Source organism: Rahnella ecdela (assembly GCF_019049625.1).
GTDB lineage: Bacteria > Pseudomonadota > Gammaproteobacteria > Enterobacterales > Enterobacteriaceae > Rahnella > Rahnella ecdela.
The window spans coordinates 1-1,221 of record NZ_JAFMOY010000069.1; the positions used below are offsets into that span (position 1 = coordinate 1).

A 1,221-nucleotide genomic window follows, 5' to 3' on the forward strand; every position below is an offset into this window, starting at 1 on the left:
TGTGAGTTCAACGGGTCGACGCAACGCTATCCTTAAACAAGGGGGACGTTGCCATGAAACGAAGAACGCGCATTTACTACACGCCAGAACAGAAAGCGATTATCTGGGACAGGTATAAGCAAGGTGATTCCCTGCATGATATCGCCAGAATGTTCGACAGATATCACTCTTCTGTTATGCCCACTATTCATCAAACTGGTGGTTATCGCCCTCCTGTCAGAAAGCGACACCGGCTGGCTCTTTCACTTGATGAAAGAGAGGAAATATCCAGAGGGCTGGTAGCAAAAAGTAGCATCAGGGACATAGCTGACAAATTATCAAGAGCCCCTTCAACTATTAGCCGCGAGATCAAAAGGCATGGAGGTGCAAAACATTACCGAGCTGCAAAAGCTGATAAGGACGCGTGGGACAGTGCCCTGAGGCCAAAAGCTTGCAAGCTAATTGGATGCCCCGCATTGTGTAAAATCATTGCAGAGAAGATGTATCAGGACTGGTCGCCGGAACAAATCGCCGGTTGGCTTAAACGCTGTTATCCGGATAATCAGGAAATGCAGGTGTCACACGAAACGATTTATAAAACGCTTTTTATACAAACCCGGGGAGCTTTAAAAAAAGAGCTGCAGCAGTGCCTAAGAAGCGGAAGAGTAGTACGTAAATCCAGAACGACATCACTTAAAGGAAAGGGATTAGGCTCAATTCCGCATGCAATACCCATCAGCGAAAGGCCATCTGATGTTGCAGACAGAGCGATACCAGGTCACTGGGAGGGAGACCTGATACAGGGCTCTAAAAACTCATATATTGTCACGATGGTAGAACGCCATTCCCGCTTTGTTATGCTTGCCAAAATCAGTGATAACAAGACAGCCACAGTCATATCCGCACTAATCAAACAAGCCCGGCAGCTGCCTGTTGAACTGTATAAAACATTAACTTGGGATCGAGGGGCGGAAATGACCAATCACACCCTTTTTACTGTAGCGACAGAAATTGAGGTCTATTTTTGTGATCCTCAATCTCCCTGGCAACGCGGCTCCAATGAAAATACGAACAGATTGCTTAGGCAGTATTTTCCAAAAGGAACTGACTTATCGGTTCACAGCCAGCTAAGACTAAACAGTGTTGCCAGGCAGCTCAACGAGAGGCCAAGAAAAACGCTAGACTATGAATCACCCGCAGAGCGTTTTAACCAATGTGTTGCATCCATCGGTTGAACTCACA

At 46.5% G+C, this 1,221-nt stretch carries 1 protein-coding gene; it reads left to right on the top strand.

What is annotated here, in order from left to right:
- Positions 1-53: 53 nt before the first annotated feature.
- Positions 54-1,214, top strand: a complete 1,161-nt coding sequence (locus J1784_RS00360) for an IS30 family transposase (protein ID WP_217147590.1) — start codon at positions 54-56, stop codon at positions 1,212-1,214.
- The last annotated feature ends 7 nt before the right edge of the window (positions 1,215-1,221 follow it).